Source organism: Dyadobacter koreensis, from assembly GCF_900108855.1.
Classification (GTDB): Bacteria; Bacteroidota; Bacteroidia; order Cytophagales; family Spirosomataceae; genus Dyadobacter; species Dyadobacter koreensis.
On record NZ_FNXY01000002.1, the window covers coordinates 888,755 to 903,836 of the forward strand.

The 15,082-nt window shown below is 40.5% G+C and carries 17 protein-coding genes; 9 read left to right on the plus strand and 8 right to left on the minus strand.

The window, feature by feature from the left end:
• Positions 1–77 precede the first annotated feature (77 nt).
• Together BMY70_RS08265 and BMY70_RS08270 are read right to left on the minus strand one after the other, a co-directional pair.
• The gene (locus BMY70_RS08265) at positions 78–1,139 is read right to left on the minus strand and encodes a lactonase family protein (protein ID WP_229209522.1); all 1,062 of its coding nucleotides are present in this window, start codon (positions 1,137–1,139) and stop codon (positions 78–80) included.
• 70 nt (positions 1,140–1,209) lie between these two features.
• Positions 1,210–1,941 carry a carbohydrate-binding family 9-like protein gene (locus BMY70_RS08270; protein WP_090334479.1) on the minus strand — a complete coding sequence of 244 codons (732 nt, stop codon included), beginning with the start codon at positions 1,939–1,941 and terminating at the stop codon, positions 1,210–1,212.
• Positions 1,942–2,235: 294 nt separating this feature from the next.
• On the opposite strand from BMY70_RS08270, the gene BMY70_RS08275 reads away from it, so the two are divergent.
• The 4 genes from BMY70_RS08275 (at position 2,236) to BMY70_RS08290 (ending at position 5,776) form a co-directional block, all read left to right on the plus strand.
• Positions 2,236–2,463 carry a hypothetical protein gene (locus BMY70_RS08275; protein WP_090334482.1) on the plus strand — a complete coding sequence of 76 codons (228 nt, stop codon included), beginning with the start codon at positions 2,236–2,238 and terminating at the stop codon, positions 2,461–2,463.
• Positions 2,464–2,635: 172 nt separating this feature from the next.
• Positions 2,636–4,171 (plus strand): MFS transporter, encoded by a 1,536-nt coding sequence (locus BMY70_RS08280; RefSeq protein WP_090334485.1) that lies wholly within the window; start codon positions 2,636–2,638, stop codon positions 4,169–4,171.
• Positions 4,172–4,224: 53 nt separating this feature from the next.
• Positions 4,225–4,476 carry a DUF6814 family protein gene (locus tag BMY70_RS08285; RefSeq protein ID WP_090334796.1) on the plus strand — a complete coding sequence of 84 codons (252 nt, stop codon included), beginning with the start codon at positions 4,225–4,227 and terminating at the stop codon, positions 4,474–4,476.
• 115 nt (positions 4,477–4,591) lie between these two features.
• Complete coding sequence (locus tag BMY70_RS08290; RefSeq protein WP_090334488.1) at positions 4,592–5,776, plus strand: acetyl-CoA C-acyltransferase; 1,185 nt, start codon at positions 4,592–4,594, stop codon at positions 5,774–5,776.
• Between the two features lie 91 nt (positions 5,777–5,867).
• Here BMY70_RS08290 and BMY70_RS08295 read toward each other — a convergent pair whose 3' ends face one another.
• Positions 5,868–6,440, minus strand: coding sequence for a GtrA family protein (locus BMY70_RS08295; RefSeq protein ID WP_090334797.1), 573 nt, complete (start codon positions 6,438–6,440; stop codon positions 5,868–5,870).
• Positions 6,441–6,641: 201 nt separating this feature from the next.
• On the opposite strand from BMY70_RS08295, the gene BMY70_RS08300 reads away from it, so the two are divergent.
• Positions 6,642–7,154, plus strand: a complete 513-nt coding sequence (locus BMY70_RS08300; RefSeq protein WP_090334491.1) for a hypothetical protein — start codon at positions 6,642–6,644, stop codon at positions 7,152–7,154.
• 11 nt (positions 7,155–7,165) lie between these two features.
• Positions 7,166–7,708, plus strand: coding sequence for a hypothetical protein (locus BMY70_RS08305; protein ID WP_090334494.1), 543 nt, complete (start codon positions 7,166–7,168; stop codon positions 7,706–7,708).
• Positions 7,709–7,746: 38 nt separating this feature from the next.
• On the opposite strand, the gene BMY70_RS08310 is transcribed toward BMY70_RS08305, so the two are convergent.
• The 3 genes from BMY70_RS08310 to BMY70_RS08320 all read right to left on the minus strand — a co-directional run bounded on the left by BMY70_RS08310 (position 7,747) and on the right by BMY70_RS08320 (position 10,941).
• Positions 7,747–8,766 (minus strand): SMP-30/gluconolactonase/LRE family protein, encoded by a 1,020-nt coding sequence (locus BMY70_RS08310; protein WP_090334497.1) that lies wholly within the window; start codon positions 8,764–8,766, stop codon positions 7,747–7,749.
• Positions 8,767–8,836: 70 nt separating this feature from the next.
• Positions 8,837–10,357 carry an alpha-amylase family glycosyl hydrolase gene (locus tag BMY70_RS08315; RefSeq protein ID WP_090334500.1) on the minus strand — a complete coding sequence of 507 codons (1,521 nt, stop codon included), beginning with the start codon at positions 10,355–10,357 and terminating at the stop codon, positions 8,837–8,839.
• A 5-nt stretch (positions 10,358–10,362) separates the two neighbouring features.
• Positions 10,363–10,941, minus strand: coding sequence for a Maf family nucleotide pyrophosphatase (locus BMY70_RS08320; RefSeq protein ID WP_090334503.1), 579 nt, complete (start codon positions 10,939–10,941; stop codon positions 10,363–10,365).
• A gap of 177 nt (positions 10,942–11,118) precedes the next feature.
• On the opposite strand from BMY70_RS08320, the gene BMY70_RS08325 reads away from it, so the two are divergent.
• Together BMY70_RS08325 and BMY70_RS08330 are read left to right on the plus strand one after the other, a co-directional pair.
• Positions 11,119–11,571, plus strand: coding sequence for a MarR family winged helix-turn-helix transcriptional regulator (locus BMY70_RS08325; protein WP_090334506.1), 453 nt, complete (start codon positions 11,119–11,121; stop codon positions 11,569–11,571).
• Between the two features lie 51 nt (positions 11,572–11,622).
• On the plus strand, positions 11,623–12,240 hold the full coding sequence (locus tag BMY70_RS08330; RefSeq protein WP_090334508.1) for a YceI family protein: 618 nt from the start codon (positions 11,623–11,625) through the stop codon (positions 12,238–12,240).
• A gap of 90 nt (positions 12,241–12,330) precedes the next feature.
• On the opposite strand, the gene BMY70_RS08335 is transcribed toward BMY70_RS08330, so the two are convergent.
• Positions 12,331–12,777, minus strand: coding sequence for a type I restriction enzyme HsdR N-terminal domain-containing protein (locus BMY70_RS08335; RefSeq protein ID WP_090334511.1), 447 nt, complete (start codon positions 12,775–12,777; stop codon positions 12,331–12,333).
• Between the two features lie 50 nt (positions 12,778–12,827).
• Between BMY70_RS08335 and BMY70_RS08340 the strand changes: the two genes are divergently transcribed.
• Positions 12,828–13,598, plus strand: a complete 771-nt coding sequence (locus BMY70_RS08340; protein WP_090334513.1) for an AMP nucleosidase — start codon at positions 12,828–12,830, stop codon at positions 13,596–13,598.
• On the opposite strand, the gene BMY70_RS08345 is transcribed toward BMY70_RS08340, so the two are convergent.
• Positions 13,563–14,999: a glycoside hydrolase family 140 protein gene (locus BMY70_RS08345; RefSeq protein WP_229209523.1), complete on the minus strand. Its 1,437-nt coding sequence runs from the start codon at positions 14,997–14,999 to the stop codon at positions 13,563–13,565. The two genes, BMY70_RS08340 and BMY70_RS08345, sit on opposite strands and share 36 nt — an antisense overlap.
• Positions 15,000–15,082: the final 83 nt, after the last annotated feature.

Genomic DNA, 15,082 nt, shown 5'->3' on the forward strand with positions numbered 1-15,082 from the left:
AGACCTTCTGCACCAGGTCAAAAGCAAAAAAAATCCGGCTAAATAATAACCGGACCTATTTTAACTGTTTGACACTATTATTTTAAAAATAACTGCTTCACACAAACCGGTGTTGGTATACTGATTTCTTTCTTTGTGTAAGTCAATAATCCTGTCTCACTGTTTCTTTCAAAAAAAACGAGATTATCATTATCCCGGTTTGTAACATAAACAAGTTCGCCTTTTTCATCTACGAGGAAATTACGCGGATGTTTACCGTGTGTCTCAGGATATCCAGCGGTTGTCAACTTTCCCGTTTTAGCATCTACTGAATATACCACGATGCTCTCATGTCCGCGGTTGGAAGCATAAAGGAACTTGCCATCCGGAGAAAAATGAATATCGGCCGCATAGGTTTTTCCTGCAAAATCATCAGGCACCATACCCACACGTTCCAAGGGCACAAGCGCGCCGGAATTTTTAATAATCTGGAATGAATTTACAACCGATTTAAGTTCACAAGCGGAATAACCAAAATTTCCATTAGGATGAATTGCAAAATGGCGAGGACCGTCACCCGCCTTCACGTTTGCGTAAGGAACAGATCCGGGAGTCAGCTTTCCTGTTTTTGGGTCTACCAGATAAACCATGATTTTGTCTATCCCAAGATCGGAAGCATAGATAAATTTACCATCTGCCGACGGAATTACCGAATGCATGTGCGGTTTTTGAGAACCTGTGCCTTTGTCCTGAATAGAATCCGCAAGTTCACCGATACTTCCGTCTTTGTTCAATCGATAAACGGCCAATAAGCCACTGCCATAGTTGGAAACATAAATAAACCGCCCTTTTGGATCAACGCTGACGTGGCAGGGTCCTTTTCCAACCGATGATTTCTCGTTCAATGACGTTAGTTTAGCCGTCACCGGATCAATTTTATAGGACGATATCGTATTATTGTCCTCATTTGCAGAATATAAAAATTGTTTATTCGGATGGAATTCCAGAAAGGATGGACTATTCTTGTTTGTCAGCACTTGTAATTCCTTGTAAGAAAAATTGGTTCTGTCAAATTCATAAACATAAATTCCTTCGCCTTTCTGGGTGTATGTTCCTACGTAAAGGATTTCTCTGGTTTTCGGTTTCTGTGCTAGGGTCATGATTGCCGATAGTAAGCAGATTAAGGAAAAAGTTATTTTTTTCATGATTTAGGATTGATCTGATAATGGATTATTCAAAAATGAGTGTGCCAAACTTGTTGAATTCGTGAAAACTCCCGCTGGTCTTTTTCCAGGAATAATAGGCAGTTTCAGAATCATAATCTATTCGGTAAAAATTTCCTCTCCACCTGGTACCAGACTTAGGGGGAGACTGGACGATTGGATTCATAAGCGCATAAGGAATAAAAAACTCTGCTTTCCATCCTTCAACCGAAGCCATACTTTTTTTCTGTCCGCCTTGGGCACTTGTTTCGTGTTGAACGCGATTCGTTTCATTATAAAACCATGGCTTCCAGCCCTGCATTTTGCCATTTAAATTTGGTACCAGAATGGCTAGTTCATAATTAAGCGGCGATATTTCGTATTCCAGATAAATCGGTTCGGCGGTATCTGGCCACAGAAAAACTTCCACGACATCTTCCTTGAACAGAGTCCCGAAATCTTCCATGATGGTTGATGTCAGTTTTTTGTCGGTGCAGTCAAATAGAAAATAAACACCTTTATCGGAATAGAGCATTTTCACCTTTGTCGGGAAAGCTTTTCCGGGAACAGATTGCTTCGGCCCGGTCTGAACCTGTAAGTCAAACCAATTTGCCGCCGACCAGTTTTTTGCATTTCCTTCACCATCGACTTTGAAGTCGCTCGTTTTTTTTATTATTAGTACGGAATCCTGCGCTGATATGTTATAAGGGCAGAGAAATCCAGTCGTCAGAAGGAGCAGAGTAGTAATTTTTTTTAACATTTTTAAATGGTTTAGGAATTAAGAATCGAATTTTTTGGTGCGTTTTATATTCAGGATGCGCTATCGCATCAGTATTATGCAAGAGGAGGCAATTTCATTACGTTTTCAGAGATTACCAAATGACATTTATAGTATGCAGTCCGAAATCTCCCCCTTCTACTGCGCGCATCTTCTACAAAAACGGAAAATTCTCTACACAAAAAACAGGGGTTTCAGGGTAATGTTTTCAGGAACGATTATTTGAAAATCATTTACAAATTAGTGTAGTAATCAACATCTTAAACTGAAAATATCATGATTAGCAAGAGAAAAGATCCGGATGTGTTAGATACTAGTAAGCCAATATTAGAACCACCAGTATACCCGAATTTCCCGGAAAATACGCCAGAAGGCAAGTTGCCAAAGGATAATCCTGATTTATTAAGAAAATCAGAAGATGACGATGTCGAGAATTTAACAAATCAGTTTGATGATGTCGAGCTTGAAAATCTGAACGAAGACGACACCGACCTGGACAGATAGCCAGCTGTTATAAAATATCGAAGCTTTTTCAGGAGCCTTCCAATTAATTTGGAGGGCTTTTTTCGTTAAAAAATGAGTATTGAAATGGTTTTGATGACTTATCCTGCTAATTCATCGCCTTTTACGATGCAGCCCATTCCATTTTTTATCATTACTCACCTTTTCCTGATCAATGCCTAAGCTCGACGACAATGCTACACAAAGCATCACCAAAGTGATTGCAGCCTCCTCTCTGGGAACCTTAATTGAATGGTACGATTTCTATATTTTCGGCAGTCTCGCTGTCATAATCGGACATCAGTTATTTCCGAGTGATGCCGGCGCTTCGGCACTGATCAATACCTTAGCGATTTTCGCGGCGGGTTTTATTGTCAGACCCTTTGGCGCATTGGTTTTTGGTAGATTGGGTGATTTAATTGGCCGGAAATATACATTTTTGCTTACCCTTGTTTTAATGGGTGGATCTACCTTTTTGATCGGACTGATTCCTTCCTATTCAAGCATCGGTTATGCTGCGCCGATCCTTGTTTTAATACTGCGACTGGTTCAGGGGCTGGCGCTTGGCGGTGAATATGGGGGAGCCGCAACTTACGTCGCCGAACATGCGCCTCCGGGCAAGCGCGGCTTTTTTACAAGTTGGATACAGACAACAGCGACACTTGGATTATTTCTTTCGCTTGGTGTGATCGTAGGGACTAAAAATATTTTAGGCGCAGAAGCTTTTGCTGACTGGGGATGGCGGATACCTTTTTTGCTTTCAATTCTTCTGGTTGGCGTTTCGATCTATATCCGGATGAAAATGCACGAGTCACCCGTGTTTTCTAAATTAAAATCAGAAGGAAAAATTTCGGCCAATCCACTGAAAGAAAGCTTTCAGAAAAAGGCGAATTTTAAAATGGTCCTGCTTGCGCTTTTTGGCGCGACAATGGGGCAGGGGGTAATCTGGTATACAGGACAGTTCTACGCGCAATCTTTTCTTGAAAATACATGTAAACTGGATTTTAATGAATCCAGATATATCCTTTTATGGGCAATTTTGTTTGCAACCCCGTTTTTCGTTGTATTTGGTTCGTGGAGTGATAAAGTTGGACGGAAATGGATTATGCTTTCCGGGATGTTGTTGGGGATCATTTTTTACCGCCCGATTTATCAATATTTCATCGATGCAACCAATGTTGGAGAATTTCAAAAAACTGAGTTAGTATCGGTTTCGGAACCGGTGATTTCCAGTGAGTATATCGAGGATAAAGCGGATTCTGTGATTACGTCAACGGTTGTAAAGACACTAAAAAGTGGCGGGACATTTAAGGAGATTAGCGTTCAGACAATTCATGCGGACAAAACATTAGCTGCCGAGGAGCGGAAAATTTCGTTCGCAGATGTTACTTTATCCTCCGTCACTTATTGGATTATTATTGGATTGGTATTTTTTCAGGTGCTGCTTGTAACGATGGTTTACGGTCCGATTGCTGCTTTTTTGGTAGAGCTATTTCCTACGCAAATTCGCTATACATCCATGTCTTTGCCTTATCATATTGGTAATGGTGTTTTCGGTGGACTGGTTCCTTTTATAGCCACATTGGTTGCTTCTTTTCAGGGTTCAACTCCCTTGTCAGGTTTATGGTATCCAATCGGAATCGCCGCGCTTTCTTTTGTAATCGGAGCGGTATATATCAATAATAAGGGTGACAGCGAAGTGATGGATTAATGTCGCGTCCCGACACTTTATGTTTAAATCTGACTATAAAAAATCAAGAAAATATGAACGCTTTGAAAAGAATTTTAGGCATTCTCTGGATTGTTCTCGGTCCGACCATAATTATATTTTTAGTTATGCAGGCGATCGAAAAAATTGCCGCGGCAACCGAAGGAATTGCACGAACCAATACGACATTACAATGGTCGATTATCATCATCATTTTTATCCCGATCTGCGCGGGGCTGATGATTTTTGGTTATTATGCCTTGAAAGGAGAATATGATAGACTGCCGCAAAATTCGGAGGAGCTCTGAATTGACTCAAAGTAAAAACTTCTTCTTTTTAAGTCAGGATTGTTATATTTAATGTTGAAGTAAAATAGTGTCGTGAAAACCTCATGATTCAACGAATTATCAACAAAACTGAAACATGAAAGAGGAAGTTTTTATTATTGCCGCAGCTCGTACGCCGATTGGGAGTTTTGGCGGAATGTTGTCGACAACTCATGCCGCAAAATTGGGGGCTGCTGCTATGAAAGGAGCAGTTGAAAGGGCCCGAATAGATCCCGGATCAGTTCAGGAAGTTTACATGGGAAATGTGATTTCCTCAAACCTGGGGCAGGCGCCCGCGCGTCAGGCCGCTATTTTTGCCGGTTTATCTCCGGATGTTATCTGTACAACCGTAAATAAAGTTTGTGCCTCAGGCATGAAAGCGATAGTTTTAGGTGCTCAGGCTATCCAGCTTGGCGATGCGGACATTGTAGTAGCCGGTGGAATGGAAAATATGTCCCAAATTCCTTATTATTTACCGAAAGCCAGAAATGGTTACGGATATGGGAATGGGGAAATTGTAGATGGACTTACGAAAGACGGACTTGTTGATGCATATGACCAAAGTGCAATGGGACTTTGCGGAGACAAGACGGCGTCGAAATATGACATTACTCGCGAGCAACAGGATGATTTTGCAATTCGCTCCTATAAATTAAGCGCTGAATCCAGCGAACGTGGCTATTTTAAAAACGAGATTGTTCCGGTTGAAATTCTTTCTCCAAAAGGCGGCGCATCGACTTTTATGCATGAGGACGAGGAATTCAAACGAGTTAAATTTGAAAAAATCCCTTCCTTAAAACCGGCTTTTTCATCCGATGGAACAGTTACTGCAGCAAATGCATCTACCATTAATGATGGAGGCGCAGCCGTGGTCTTAGCTGGTAGGGGGGCCGTTGAGAAGCAAGGTCTGAAGCCCGTCGCTAGAATTGTAGCTTATGCCGATGCTGAACAAGATCCCGCCTGGTTTACGACCACCCCGGTTTTAGCAACACAAAAAGTACTGGAAAAAGCTGGACTCGAATTATCCGATATCGATTATTTTGAGGTCAACGAAGCCTTTGCAGTAGTTGCTCTTTATTATATTAAAGAACTTCAACTGGATCCGGAGAAAGTAAATGTTTTTGGGGGTGCGGTATCACTGGGGCATCCGCTAGGGGCGTCCGGTGCCAGAATTGTGACGACTTTGTTATCTGTTCTGGAACAAAAAAATGGGAGATACGGCCTTGCTGCGATCTGTAATGGTGGTGGCGGAGCTTCCGCGATTATCGTGGAAAGAATTTAAAATCCATCGATTTCTGTAAAAGTAGAAAACCTAAAACTTCGATTCTTGAAATCTGTGTTTTAGGTTTTTTTAAGATTTATATCTAACTAATTTATCGGATCAATACCTTTAACCGGTTGTAAAAACCCGTGCTTTTAAAAGTAAAGGTTTTATGCAAGATGTAATTACTTATAAAACTGAATCCCATCCCGACGATGTAACATGCCATTTCATTTACGTTAACATATTTTTTCGACCACGGCAGCAAGAAATTGTATTGCTCGAAGTAGTTGTCCGAAACATAATAGGCTGCAGTTGAAAAGATGTAGGTAACAAAACCGGAAAAAACGGCAACCATAAGAAACTTAACCATTTCTCTTCTAGTCTGGTTGGTTTTTCTGGCATTAAATGCAAATAATTTAGTCAGTGCAAAACCCACTATAAATGAAGCTGCATAGGCCGGTAAAATAGATTCCTGGAAAGTTAGTCCAAACCAATCTTTGAATAAACTGCTGCAAAGCAACTGAACAACTGCCCCTGTTCCGGCTACAAGAAAATACGCAATTAAGTCTTTGGAATTAAAGATTTTACTCTTTGTCTTGTCAACCACCGGGCAAATTTTTAGTTTATAATAAAGGAAATATGGGTCAATATTAGAAATAAATTGATCCTGAAACAAAAGCATAGCCATAATTTGATTAAAAGGAAACATTTAATACCTTAAATCTGACAAGGAATTAAGTGACCTAAATTAAACTTAATCGTCTAAGAAAATATTCAGTTGGTGGAGGCATTGGCCCGGTTTTAATTATATATTATTAGTGCAGCTTTGCCAGTAAAGCCTACTTGTGAGTAACCCAATTTTTAATAAAATTCATACACGTTTATGAAAAGATCTCTTTTACTTTTTGCATTTATTTTTTCTTTTTCAATTGCTAATGCCCAGCCGGAAAAATGGGCGCTTGGTTTTAAATTAGGTGAGCCTGTGGGCGTTGTTCTTCGTAAATATGGAGATAGAAATGCACTTGACATTACCGTAGGGACTTATACCGGATTGTTAAAAAATAAGGATACCTATCGAGAGGGTGAATATGCGGATATCGGTTTTATGCTGAATGGGACCTATTTGTGGTTTGTACCAATGTTCAACGAAAGAATGCTGGCCTATGGCGGCGTGGGTGTGCAAATCAATTCGCGTAGATATTATCCAAATCCCAGAATCAGAGAGGTTCACACCAATAACATTTCTACCGGACCGTCATTCACTGGTGGGCTGGAGTTTTTCTTTGCCCAAAAACCAACATCTTTCTTCATTGAAGGTGGAGGTTATATTGAGTTGCTTCCAAAAGTTTTCTATTTCAATCCTAACCTCAGTTTAGGATTAAGACATAATTTTTAATTCCAATCACTATGCGCCGGATATCTATTTTTATCATACTAATTCTCGCTGCGTTTGTGAACTTTTCCTGCGCTAACCTCAAAAGCAGTTTGAGCAAGTCGGATGGGGCGGATTATTCCAGCAGGCGATCCTATGCCAGCGCTTCAAGAGATTCGGTGACTGCTGTTAAAACTTCGAATTCGTATAACACAGGAAGGACGGATGAAAGAAATATAAATTCCGAAATCAGGAATGACAGGAGAGAAATTGCCTCGCCGGCTACGGATCAAAATCTTAGTGTTCAATATGCTGAAATGGATAAGGTCGCAGACCGGATTATTTACGAGCTTGAAATAAACGAAAAGCAGAAAGAAAGTCTGCTCGACCGTTTTAAATCGGCATCTTCCGGTGACCGGGAAAATATTAATCAGGAATTAAATCGGCTTGACGGGAACCAGCTGACTTTGTATAAAGCGTATGTTCGCATTTATAAAGATGGGAAATCGAATTGGCCAGCCGTCAGGAAAAGCGTTGAAGATACGCTTCTAAACCTTCGAGGAATCGGGAATAAATGAAAAATGCCTGCTTCAGATTGATTGAAGCAGACATTTTTTTACCAGTTCGCGCCTTTTGTACTGGTTTTTATTCTGCATAAATATCCATCGACAGTCATATAGAGCATGGATCCGTCGTTTCCCCATGCGCAGTTTGATGCAATTTCAAGCGTTTCAATCTTGCCTAATAATTTTCCATCCGGTGAAATAATTAAAATACCGCCGGGTCCGGATGTCCAAATATTTCCTTCAATATCTAATTTAAATCCGTCAGGTAATCCTGTCAGTCCGGTTTTGCTCATTGGAGTTGCGTCGTATAACATTTTTCCTTTTCCAACTGAGCCATCAGCTTGAAGAGGATAAGCCATTAAAATAGCTTTCTCAGGATCCGATTGGCTTACATACAATGTTTTACCATCCGGAGAAAATGAGAGTCCGTTCGGTCTGGACAAGTCGCGAATTACCAGTTTAGTCTCGCCCTTAGGCGTGATTTGATACACTCCGAAATAAGGAATTTCTCTGGTCGGGTCATTTTCATGTTTTGCCAATCCGTAGGGTGGATCGGTGAAATAGTAACTTCCGTTCGTTGGATGTTCAACAATGTCATTAGGACTATTGAAACGTTTGCCTTCAAAATTATCTGAAAGCGTAATTTTTCCGGCATTTGATAAGGGCATAGCCGAAATCCTTCTGTCGCCATGTTCACAGGAAATCAGTCTTCCTTTCTTATCGATTATCAAACCGTTGCTCCCAGGTTCGTTGCTATATTCTCCTAAACCCGTAAAACCGGATGGTTTTAAAAAAACGGAGAGCTCATTTTTTTCATCCCATTTATAAACAGTATTTTTTGGAACGTCAGAAAATAAAAGATAACCGCCGTTTTTTACCCAAACCGGACCTTCACACCAGTCAAAACCCATGGCTAACACTTCCAGTTTTGAATTTTTCGGCAGAAGTTTTTCAAGCTTGGGATCATTGTAGGTCACCTTTCCCAAAGTTGGATAGTTCTTTTGAGCGAAGGCAGGGATGGCTATTATTGATGAAAATAAAAGTAAGGATTTGAAAATATATTTTTTCATATGCAGGAAATAGCTTTTCATAGATGCTGATATAAAGAAGTACATCCCCCCTTAACTACTGTAACAAGATTTAATCCGGTAATTGTATCGCTGATTTAGATAAAATGATACTGCAAAAAGGAGCGAGCTCAACACTGTCTCCAATCTCGGGAATTTCGCTGCATGTTGAAAAAAGTACATTCCTGAAATCTTTTTTACTTGGAGGCAGCCCGATATTTTTCACATGTTCATTCAAATTATGAATAATTAAAACCGGAGAAGTTTCGTGGGTACGGATGTAGGCGATAATCTCATCATCCAGCGACTCGACTTCTTCCAGATTTGGATTCACAATTTGGGCCAGAGCCGGCGAATGTTTCCTGACGGCAATTAATTTTTTATAATGATTGAATATCGAGTTACTGTCTTTTTCTTGTTTCACAAGCGGGATAACTGTTTTTAAGGTAGAAAACTCTGCGTGAAGCCAGTTTGTTTTTTGGGGATCATCCGCCAGATCCGACCAAAGGAATGGCTCGCGAATATATGGATCTGGCTTTGTGCCCAACATGCCAATCTCTTCTCCGTAGTAAATATAAGGCTGTCCCGGCAACGTCAGAAGCAGACAAGCTGCCAGTTTTATTTTTTCAAGGTGATTTGCTACAACACTGCCGATTCTGTCCTGATCGTGGTTCGTAAGCATAATGGCATCAATGAATTCTGGATTATGAGGCCGGAATTGTTCATAACTATTAAGCAATTGCTGAACGATGTTTTCATCTTTTCCCTGAATCACAATTCGCTGTAAGGCAAAACTCAGATCAAAGTGAAATGTTGCATTTAAGTTTTCGAGATAGGGGGCGACTTCCCAGGTTTCCGCCCAAACCTCGGCAACGGTAAAAGAACCAGGTTTGACTTTTTGAACCACATCATTAAAGAATTTCCAGAATTCGTGATTTTTTTCTTTTTCCCAAATCGGATAGATATGCCGTGCAGCGTCCAGTCTGAAACCGTCTATGCCGACTTCTGTTAGCCAAAAAGTTATAATTTTTTCAAGTTCACCTTTTAATACGTCCGAGCTGTAATTGAGGTCCGGCATGCCTTTCCAGAAAAGGCCGTAGTATTTTTCCGGATCGCCTTCCACAATATGCCATGGATAAACTTCATCTGAATCATCGGATGTTTGCCTTTCTGCCAGACCAAGCTCCTCAATTTTCTCTGGCGATAGCCACCAGTAAAAATTCCGGTAAGGATTATCTTTTCCTTTACTTGCTTCCACAAACCATGGATGATCGGTGCTGCTATGATTGACAATCAGATCGAGGTAAACCACCATATTTCGTTTGTGTGCTTCGGATAATAACCGTTTGAAATCTTCCATCGTCCCAAATTCCGGTTCTATTCCAAGATAGTCGACAGGATCATATTTGTGATAGCTTGGCGCCGGATGAATCGGTGTCAGCCAGATACCTTCGATGCCAAGTTCCGCGAGATAGTCAAGTTTCGAGATTATCCCATTGATATCACCAACGCCATCCCCATTCGAATCGCAAAACGAGCGGACGAATATTTCATAACAAACATGGGGAATAAATTTGGGAAGAGCCGGTTGCATCAGATTTATTGGATAATAAAAGGCTTCAAAAGCTGATAGACAATGTGAACAGGCAGTCCCATGATGGTATAAAATGAACCTTCGATCCGTTCGATGCCCACCATGCCGATCCACTCCTGAATACCATAACCACCAGCCTTATCGAACGGTTTATAACGTTCAATATAAAGGTTTATTTCTCTTTTTTCCAGTAAGCGGAAAGTTACTTTCGCCGTATCTGAAACGGTATAAATACTGTCATCTGCCAGTAAACTCACCGCCGTAACTACTTCATGCGTTTTTCCGGAAAGCATATTGAGCATAGACAAAGCCTCTATGTGATCTTTCGGCTTGTTGAGAATAATATCATCAATAATCACAACGGTGTCTGCCGTCAATATTAATTTATCGGTATGTAATGACCGGAACATTTCCGCTTTATGTGTGGAGATATAACCAGCGACTTCATTTGTGTGTATACTTTCCGGAAAACTTTCATCTGTGGGGATAACATCTACTGAAAAATCAAATCCTGTTTCCTCTAATAATTGTTTTCTGCGGGGGGAGTTGGAAGCGAGAATCAATGGTCTGGATAATTGAAACATAAAAATTGCAATATTGTATTTTACTGTTAACTATTTAATTATAAGTTATTTGTGATAAGTTATTTGAATATGTAAAAAATGTTTTTAAATATTTTTTACGAACCGGAACTTAATTCGACTGATTACATGTTTCAACATTATATGTATATACACGGTATTACATAATTGATTTAAGCTATGTCTATTGAAACCGATATAAAACAGAAAAAATTTCGAAGCCCCTATCAGCGACTTGGCCTGAACCTGGTTTACACCAGCAACTGGATTCAATATCAGCAGATGGAGATCTTTCGGGAACATGATATCACCTCGCAGCAATTTAATGTTTTGCGGATCTTACGCGGGCAACATCCCAACCCGATCAAAGTTAGTGATATTGCTGAGCGTATGCTTGACAAAAATTCAAATACTTCCCGTTTGATCGACAAATTGTTGCTGAAAAAACTGGTGGATCGTAAATCTTGCCCCAACGATCGTCGCGCTGTTGATGTGATCATTACTGAAACAGGTTTGGAACTTTTAAAAAGTCTCGATCCCGAAATTGAAGAATGGGAAAATACTTTGGCCAGGATAACGCCTGAGGAAGCTGATATGATCAGCTCGTTACTGGATAAACTACGTAATTCTTAAAACAACAATAATACAATAACAAACAATCAATTTAATTTAATCATGACTACAATGAATTCTTTGAAATCGTTTGCTGCTTCTGTTGCAGTTTCTTTGTTCGCTTTTACTGCTGTTAACGCGGCTGATGGAAAAGTTAAAGCTACAAATCTTAAAGTTGATGCTTCTAAAAGTGAACTAGTTTGGACTGGTAAAAAAGTTACAGGTGAGCATACAGGCAAAATTGCCTTGAAAGAAGGTACTGTAACGATGGATGGTGCTAAATTAACAGGGGGTAAATTTGTTGCTGATCTTACAAGCATCACAAATACAGACCTTACAGATAAAGAATATAACGGAAAATTGATCGGACACTTGAAATCCGAAGATTTCTTCGGTGTTGAAAAACACCCAACTGCTACTTTCGTAGTTACAAAAGCTGTTGCAAAATCTGCTGGTACGTATGATGTAACTGGTAACCTGACAATTAAAGGAATTACAAAACCTGTGACGTTCCCTGTTACTGTTAAACCTACTGCAACTGGTGCTGATATTACCGGCAAATTGGTTGTTGACCGTTCGAAATACGATATTAAATACAACTCGAAATCTTTCTTTGATGCGGCCGCTCTTGGCGACAAAATGATCAATGACGATTTCACAATTGACGTTAAGTTGGTTGCAGTTAAATAATTGCTGTCCAAAAGAAAACTGAATAACCCTCTTTAAGAAAGCCTGCCGACGAATTGTCTGGCAGGCTTTCCCATTTTTATTCAGAAGATATTAATTCCATTCTCTGTAAACGGGGAAATCATCCAGGAACTTTATAGCTCCATCCTGAGCTTTGAAACAATAGTGGTTCATACCGTTGGTCACGGCAAGATATGTTGGTTGCAATGTAAAATTGTAACGGCTGATCTGCGCAAAAGTATTTTCAGTAACGGGGATGAAGGGCGCCTTGCATTCCACCAACAGAAAGGGAAGGCTGTCTTTTGAGAGGATCATGATATCTGTTCGCTTAGCAAGCGTATGGTAACGCATGCCTGTTTCAATAGCAAAAAGCGACTTGGGATATCCGTATTGGTTTATTAACAAATGAATAAAATGTTGACGAACCCATTCCTCAGGCGTTAAGGATACAAATTTTCTTCGTATAATGTCAAAAATATGAGGTTTGCCGTTCACTTCTTTAACTTTATATTCGAAAACGGGCAGATTTAATGATTCCATAGGCGAAGATAATCATCACATTCACCTAAGCCAACAGACATAAGAAAATGATGACTACAAAAGAACAAATCGTAGAAAACTGGCTTCCACGTTACACCGGTACGCCCGTGGAAGAATTCGGAAGTTATATATTGCTTACCAATTTTTTTAATTACGTAACCATGTTCGCCGAAAAGTTCGGGGTTGAAGTTAGAGGGCATGGAAGGGCGATGCAGACTGCTACGGCTAACGATATTACGATTATTAACTTCGGAATGGGAAGTCCGATGGCGGCAACGGTGATGGATTTGTTATCGGCGATCAGTCCGAAAGCGGTGCTTTTTCTAGGGAAATGCGGAGGTCTCAAAAAGACGCAGGTGGGTGATTTAATACTTCCGATTGCAGCAATCCGCGGAGAAGGAACAAGTGATGATTACATGCCAAGCGAAATTCCTGCGCTGCCATCGTTCCGTCTTCAAAGCACGGTTTCAGCCAGTATTGCAAAACATAAACTCGACTATTGGACTGGAACTGTTTACACCACCAACCGCAGAATCTGGGAACACGACGATTCATTTAAGGAATATCTTCGCGAAATCCGGGCTATGGCAATCGATATGGAAACGGCCACAATCTTTATTGTTGGTTTTGCCAATTCAATTCCGCATGGTGCTCTGCTGCTTGTTTCAGATAATCCGATGGTTCCGGAAGGCGTGAAAACAGAAGAAAGCGATAAGAAAGTAACGGCGGATTATGTGACAACCCATCTTGAAATTGGAATTGAAGCATTAACCGAACTTGCCCGATCAGGCGAATCTGTTAAACATTTGCGGTTTGAATAAGAATGTCATGTCATTTTTATGACCTGTAATTTTTGTACTGTCGAGGATAACTAATACCCAGTCGGTTCCCGGTCCTGCGGCGTATGGTTTAAAATCCAGCGTTTCATCGGCTTTGATATCGCCGATTCTAATTTTCGTCTCGTCCCGCGGATTAAACCAGTAGGCGTAAAAAGAATTTCCGGAAAGTTTTGTCATATCGATTTTAAAAGGGCGACCATAGGGCGTGTAAGCGATCAGCAAATCTTTACTTTCAGAAACAGCTGCGATCTGAAAACCTGCATCTTCCGGGTTGTCGTTTTTTATCACTGACTGATCCGGCACAAGATTTTGCCAGGGCAGTGCGCTGAAAAAATCTTTCATATAGCCCATTTGATAAGCACCCGGAAGATCCAGTGCCGTTTTCCAGATTGTGCGCGCCGCTGCGACAGGCGGATTTCGTTCATAATTAAAAAACTGCCACATGTCATGGCACCCATAAGTATGTCCGCAAGCACCTGAAAGAACCGCCCAGTAGGCTGCTTGTCTGGTATCAAAATCGTTGAAATAACCCAATTCCGGTTTCCAGTTTATCGGATGGTCTTCGTACCGCGGCTCACCATCCAGTGTTGGTTTGACTGGAGATAAATTGTAATCATTGCGGATCATCAGATAGTTTTTTATATCCTTCGCGCCATGCCCGGACTGAAACATGTTGAGGCTTAACCAGTTTTCTTTATGGAAATATTTTGACGAATAACTTGCGCCCATCGGATGGTAAGTAATCAGCTGTTCGTCGCCAATAACTTTTTTAATACCTTCTGCCATTGCCTGAATGATAGCGGTATGTTTATCACTTTCAGGACTTCTGTCACCGCCCAAAATCCAGATTATTTTTTTGTTTTTAAATTTTAGCGCAAGATATTCACCGTATATTCTGGCATTTTCAGGTGTGAAAATTTCAGGACCTGCTCCCCATTTTTTATTAAATTTATCACCCCAGGTGGGCAAAAGCCCAACATACATATGAAGACTGTTTGCTTTGTCGATGACTTTTTCGACATGTTTGAAATAAAGATCGTTTGGCTTCGTCGGATCATTATCGATAAGAGGTAATTGTTTCTGCTGGTCAGGTTGCGTCAATCCGTCAAATTCTGCAAGAACAACACTTTGAATAACATTGTAACCTTTTTCTGAGCGGTTTTTAAGATATATTTCCGCCTCTGAAAAATCGAGCCTGTGAAATAATTCCCATGCTGTATCTCCCAGCCAGAAAAACGGCTGCCCATCTTCCTGCAAAATATGTCTGCTGTTTTTTGGTATATGCAATTTTTGAAGCTTTGCATGAGCTGCCGGCCTTTTTTGGGCAAAACTCGGGGTTCCGATTTGAAGGCAGAACATGAAAAAAATAAATTTCTTCGTCATATTTGTATCGTTCAGATGGTCGGAATTCGGAATGCTTTGCTGATAAAGAGATGTTTTGAAGATTCAGTTAAACTATAAAGAAT

Excerpts from the sequence above, each read along its gene's own strand:
- BMY70_RS08265 (WP_229209522.1), bottom strand. The coding sequence starts at position 1,139 with ATGACCCTAGCACAGAAACCGAAAACCAGAGAAATCCTTTACGTAGGA.
- BMY70_RS08270 (WP_090334479.1), bottom strand. The coding sequence starts at position 1,941 with ATGTTAAAAAAAATTACTACTCTGCTCCTTCTGACGACTGGATTTCTC.
- BMY70_RS08275 (WP_090334482.1), top strand. The coding sequence starts at position 2,236 with ATGATTAGCAAGAGAAAAGATCCGGATGTGTTAGATACTAGTAAGCCA.
- BMY70_RS08280 (WP_090334485.1), top strand. The coding sequence starts at position 2,636 with ATGCCTAAGCTCGACGACAATGCTACACAAAGCATCACCAAAGTGATT.
- BMY70_RS08285 (WP_090334796.1), top strand. The coding sequence starts at position 4,225 with ATGAACGCTTTGAAAAGAATTTTAGGCATTCTCTGGATTGTTCTCGGT.
- BMY70_RS08290 (WP_090334488.1), top strand. The coding sequence starts at position 4,592 with ATGAAAGAGGAAGTTTTTATTATTGCCGCAGCTCGTACGCCGATTGGG.
- BMY70_RS08295 (WP_090334797.1), bottom strand. The coding sequence starts at position 6,440 with ATGCTTTTGTTTCAGGATCAATTTATTTCTAATATTGACCCATATTTC.
- BMY70_RS08300 (WP_090334491.1), top strand. The coding sequence starts at position 6,642 with ATGAAAAGATCTCTTTTACTTTTTGCATTTATTTTTTCTTTTTCAATT.
- BMY70_RS08305 (WP_090334494.1), top strand. The coding sequence starts at position 7,166 with ATGCGCCGGATATCTATTTTTATCATACTAATTCTCGCTGCGTTTGTG.
- BMY70_RS08310 (WP_090334497.1), bottom strand. The coding sequence starts at position 8,766 with ATGAAAAAATATATTTTCAAATCCTTACTTTTATTTTCATCAATAATA.
- BMY70_RS08315 (WP_090334500.1), bottom strand. The coding sequence starts at position 10,357 with ATGCAACCGGCTCTTCCCAAATTTATTCCCCATGTTTGTTATGAAATA.
- BMY70_RS08320 (WP_090334503.1), bottom strand. The coding sequence starts at position 10,941 with ATGTTTCAATTATCCAGACCATTGATTCTCGCTTCCAACTCCCCCCGC.
- BMY70_RS08325 (WP_090334506.1), top strand. The coding sequence starts at position 11,119 with ATGTCTATTGAAACCGATATAAAACAGAAAAAATTTCGAAGCCCCTAT.
- BMY70_RS08330 (WP_090334508.1), top strand. The coding sequence starts at position 11,623 with ATGAATTCTTTGAAATCGTTTGCTGCTTCTGTTGCAGTTTCTTTGTTC.
- BMY70_RS08335 (WP_090334511.1), bottom strand. The coding sequence starts at position 12,777 with ATGGAATCATTAAATCTGCCCGTTTTCGAATATAAAGTTAAAGAAGTG.
- BMY70_RS08340 (WP_090334513.1), top strand. The coding sequence starts at position 12,828 with ATGACTACAAAAGAACAAATCGTAGAAAACTGGCTTCCACGTTACACC.
- BMY70_RS08345 (WP_229209523.1), bottom strand. The coding sequence starts at position 14,999 with ATGACGAAGAAATTTATTTTTTTCATGTTCTGCCTTCAAATCGGAACC.